The sequence below is a fragment of the Frankia sp. AgKG'84/4 genome (assembly GCF_023242965.2).
Lineage (GTDB): Bacteria > Actinomycetota > Actinomycetes > Frankiales > Frankiaceae > Frankia.
The window spans coordinates 1-4,513 of sequence record NZ_JALKFU020000431.1; the positions used below are offsets into that span (position 1 = coordinate 1).

At 73.6% G+C, this 4,513-nt stretch carries 2 protein-coding genes and 2 pseudogenes; 2 read left to right on the top strand and 2 right to left on the bottom strand.

The window, feature by feature from the left end; genetic code table 11:
* A pseudogene (locus tag MXD58_RS20635) lies at window positions 1–311 on the top strand (hypothetical protein); the annotation flags it as partial.
* A gap of 87 nt (window positions 312–398) precedes the next feature.
* Window positions 399–2,813, top strand: coding sequence for a DNA helicase PcrA (gene pcrA, locus MXD58_RS20640; protein WP_248840950.1), 2,415 nt, complete (start codon window positions 399–401; stop codon window positions 2,811–2,813).
* Between the two features lie 300 nt (window positions 2,814–3,113).
* On the opposite strand, the pseudogene MXD58_RS30800 reads toward pcrA, so the two are convergent.
* Window positions 3,114–3,698 (bottom strand): annotated as a pseudogene (locus MXD58_RS30800) (esterase/lipase family protein); the annotation flags it as partial.
* A gap of 139 nt (window positions 3,699–3,837) precedes the next feature.
* Window positions 3,838–4,513, bottom strand: a 676-nt coding sequence (locus MXD58_RS20645; RefSeq protein WP_374616414.1) for a carboxyl transferase domain-containing protein, incomplete at its 5' end; no start/stop codon positions are given.

Genomic DNA, 4,513 nt, shown 5'->3' on the forward strand with positions numbered 1-4,513 from the left:
TTTTTGTGGTGTCGCGGTTCGAGGGGGCCGTTTTGTGGGGGGGTTTGGGGGGGGGGGGGGGGGGGGGGGAGGGGGAGGCGGGGGCCGCCCCCGCGCCGGTCGCCGCGCTGCTGCGCCATCGCGAGCTGGCGGTGGGGACGACCGTGGCGGTGCTCTCGGGCGGCAACCTCGATCCTGGCGTGGCCGCCCGGGTCAGCGCGCTCGCCGCGCTGCCCGTCCCGGACCTCGGTGAGCGGCAGGCCGATGACCTGCGCGGCGAGCGGTCACGGGCCGGCGTGTCGGGCGCGTCGGAGGTTCGGACCACGGCCTGAGCCGGCCCGCCGGGGCGTCATCGGACCCGATGCCCATAGGCTGGCGGTAGCGGTGAAGTCCGGCGTCGAACGTACGATCGAGGTCTTATGAGCACACTGTTCGGTGAGTCACCCAGCGCGGCGGGCGCAGGTGGCGGCGGCGTGCCCTACGACCTGTTCGGCCCCGCGGTGCTCGCGCCCGCGCCGGACACGGCCGGTGGCCAGCCCCGCCTCGACGCGGAAGGCCTGCTCGACGGGCTCAACCCGCAGCAACGGGCGGCGGTGGTGCACATCGGCGCGCCCCTGCTGGTCGTCGCCGGTGCCGGCTCGGGAAAGACCCGGGTGCTGGCCCATCGCATCGCCTACCTGTTGGCCGCCCGGGACGTGCGGCCGGGGGAGATTCTGGCGATCACCTTCACGAACAAGGCCGCGGCCGAGATGCGGGAGCGGGTCGGCGCGCTGGTCGGCCCGCGGGCGCGGGCGATGTGGGTGAGCACGTTCCACTCCGCCTGCGTGCGCATCCTGCGCTCGGAGGCGAAGCGGCTCGGCTTCGCCTCGTCCTTCACCATCTATGACGCCGCGGACGCGCAGCGTCTGATCACCCTGGTCACCAGGGACCTGGACCTTGACCCGAAGCGCCACCCGGCCCGCGGCCTCGCCGCGCAGATCAGCAACCTGAAGAACGAGCTGATCGACTGGGAGACCGCCCGGAGCCGGGCGACGAGCCACCTGGAGCGCACGGTCGCGGACGTCTACGCGGCCTACCAGCAGCGGCTGACCCAGGCCAACGCGCTCGACTTCGACGATCTCATCATGACGACGGTGCATCTGCTGCAGGCGTTCCCCGACGTCGCCGAGCACTACCGCCGCCGCTTCCGCCACGTCCTGGTCGATGAGTACCAGGACACCAACCACGCCCAGTACGTGCTGGTGCGGGAGCTCGTCGGCCAGCCGGCGCAGGGCGGCGGCGCGCAGGCCCCGCAGGAGCCCGCGGCCGACACCGTGACCTGGGCGTCGGGCGCGGTGCCACCGGGGGAGCTGTGCGTGGTCGGCGACGCCGACCAGTCGATCTACGCCTTCCGCGGCGCGAACATCCGCAACATCGTGGAGTTCGAGGAGGACTTCCCCGACGCTGCGGTCATCCTGCTGGAGCAGAACTACCGCTCCACGCAGATCATCCTGTCCGCCGCGAACGCGGTGATCGCCAAGAACAACCAGCGCAAGGCAAAGCAGCTGTGGTCGGACGCCGGCGACGGCGAGAAGATCGTCGGCTTCGTCGCCGACAACGAGCACGACGAGGCCGCGTTCGTCGCGGAGGAGGTCGACCGGCTCACCGATGCCAAGCTCGCCCGCCCCGCGGACGTGGCGGTCTTCTACCGGACCAATGCCCAGAGCCGGGTCTTCGAGGAGATCTTCATCCGGGTCGGGCTGCCCTATCGGGTTGTCGGCGGGGTGCGGTTCTACGAGCGCAAGGAGGTCCGCGACCTGCTGGCCTACCTGCGGGTGCTGGTCAACCCGACCGACACGGTGAACCTGCGGCGCATCCTCAACGTGCCGCGCCGCGGTATCGGCGACCGCGCCGAGGCGTCCCTCGCCGGCTTCGCCGAGGCCCATCGGATCGGCTTCGACGAGGCCATGGCGCGGGTCGAGGAGATTCCGGGCATCGCGACCCGGTCGGCGAAGGCGGTCCGCGAGTTCGCCGAGCTGCTCACCGAGCTGCGCGCGGTCGAGCCCAAGGGCCCGGTCGCCGTCGTCGAGGCGGTGCTGGAGCGCACCGGCTACCTGGCCGAGCTGCTCACCGAGGACACCGTCGAGTCCCAGGGGCGGGTGGAGAACCTGCAGGAGCTGGTCGGCGTCGTCCAGGAGTACGTCGAGCGCAGCCCCGAGGGAACGCTGGCCGGGTTCCTCGAGCAGGTCTCGCTCGTCGCCGACGCGGACCAGGTGCCCACCGACGACGGCTCGGACGGCGTTGTCACTCTGATGACCCTGCACAGCGCCAAGGGCCTGGAGTTCCCGGTCGTCTTCCTCACGGGTCTGGAGGACGGCGTCTTCCCGCACATGCGGACCCTCGGCGACCCCACCCAGCTCGAGGAGGAGCGCCGGCTGGCCTACGTCGGGGTCACCCGGGCCCGGGCCCGGCTCTACCTGACCCGGTCGGTGGTCCGCAGCGCCTGGGGACAGCCGGCGTTCAACCCGGCGTCACGGTTCCTCGGTGAGGTGCCCCACGCCCTGATCGACTGGCGTCGCATCGCCGAGGCGCCGCAGCGCCCGGTGCCGCCGCCCAGCAGCGAGCCGGCCGGGCGCCGCGCGCTACCGAACTCGCCGTTCGCCCGCAACAAACCGTCGGCGCGGCCCATACCCGAGCTGCGTCAGGGCGATCGGGTCACGCACGACAGCTTCGGGCTCGGCGTGGTCCTCGCCGCTGCCGGCGTCGGCGACTCCGCCGAGGCGACGATCGACTTCGGTGCCGATTCCGGCACCAAGCGGCTCCTGCTGCGCTACGCGCCCGTCGAGAAGCTCTGACGGCCGCGGCGCCGCCGTGCCCGCCAGGCAGCCGACGACCAGGCGGGCGGCGGCGCCGCTGAACGCCAGGGAATGATGCCCGACGCCGGGCATGGTGACGTTCTCGGCGGCCAGGTCGGGATGGCGCAGCGCCGCCTGCGCCGGGCGGACCACGGTGTCGAGAGCGCCGCCGACGGCGACGAACCGGGTTCGGCAGCCCGGTGCCGGCTCGGCGAGTTCCGTGAGCAGCGGCGAGCCCGGGCGCAGCTGCGAGAGCAGCGGATACGGCAGCGACCGGGGCATCAGTTCGGCCAGCCGGGCGCCGCGATGCGGGGTGGCCAGGGTGACGAGCAGATCGACCTGGGCGTCACCACCCATGCGTTGGACGTGGTAGCGGGCCACCAGTCCGCCCAGGGAGTGCGCGACGATCGACACGTGGCCGTGTTCGCCGGCCGCGGCGGCGACGGCGTCGGCGAGCAGGCGGGCGCCGTCCTGCACGGTCAGGGTCCACAGTGGCAGCTCGACCGGCTCGACCCGCTGGAATCCGCAGCGGCGCAGGTGATAGCGCAACCGGGCGAACACCGACCGGTTGTCGACCAACCCGTGGACGAGCAGCACCGGGGTGGTGGCCGCGGCGGGCGCGCGGACCAGCAGGCCGCGTTGCAGCGGGGCCAGGCGGCCAAGGGAGTAGTTCCCGTCGGGGCGCTCGCGGCGCCGGGGCAGGGCACCCGCTGGGTACAGGGCCAGATGGGTCGCGAAGCCGGCGGTCTCGACCGCGAGCCCACGGGCGCCCGCCGGGGTGGCGCGCAGTCCGGCGGCGAGGGAGCGGCGCGACCGGGTCAGGCCGGTGGCGGTGGCGCCTGCGACGCGACCAGGTGTCGGTGCCGCTGCGGGTGCCGGTCGCACCCGCGGCGCGGGCAGGTCGTCGATGGCGGATCACTCTCCCTGGTCGAACGGCCGGCGGCGAGGTGCGCGATCAGTAACCGGGTGGACACTTCGCTGCGCGTCCGACATCGTCGGACTCGGTCGGAGAAACGCAGAGAGATTACAGACTGTTACCCAGTTCTGTCGACCAGCGCCCCCAACGGTGCCGGCGACGCGTGTCTGGATCCTGTCCGCACAGGTCGTCGAGCAGGGTGACGACGGCTTCGGCGATCGTGTCCGGATCGCCGCCGGCGAGCAGCCGGTCGGCGAAGCCGAGCCGGTACAGATCGGCCGGGCGTAGGCCCGCCCCGTCGGCGGCCCGGCTCACGGGTATCCGCAGGGTCGCCGCGGCCCCTTCCGGGGACAGCGCGGTGAAGTAGCTGTCGGGCGTCATCGCGACCGCGTCGGTGACGGCCGCGGCGAGCGCGCCGCCCGAGCCACCCTCGCCGTGCACGATCGCCACCGTCGGAGCGGGGCAGGCCACGACCGCGGCCATGGCATCGCCGATGGCTGCGGCGATGCCGCCGGCCTCGGCCGGTGCGTCGGCCGCGGCGCCGGGGGTGTCGACCAGGGTGACCAGCCCGAAGCCGAGCTTGCCCGCCAGCCGGACGGCCCGGATGAGGAGCCGGTATCCGTCTGGTCCCGGTGCGCCGCCGCGCCGTGCGCCGACTGCCACGACCACCGCGGTCCGTCCCGCTCCGCGCAGCGCGCCGACCCGTGCCGCGACGGCGCGGTCGGCGCCCACGAGGTCGACGCCGTCCGGCAGCAGCCGCTGAACCAGATCGGCACCGTCGGGC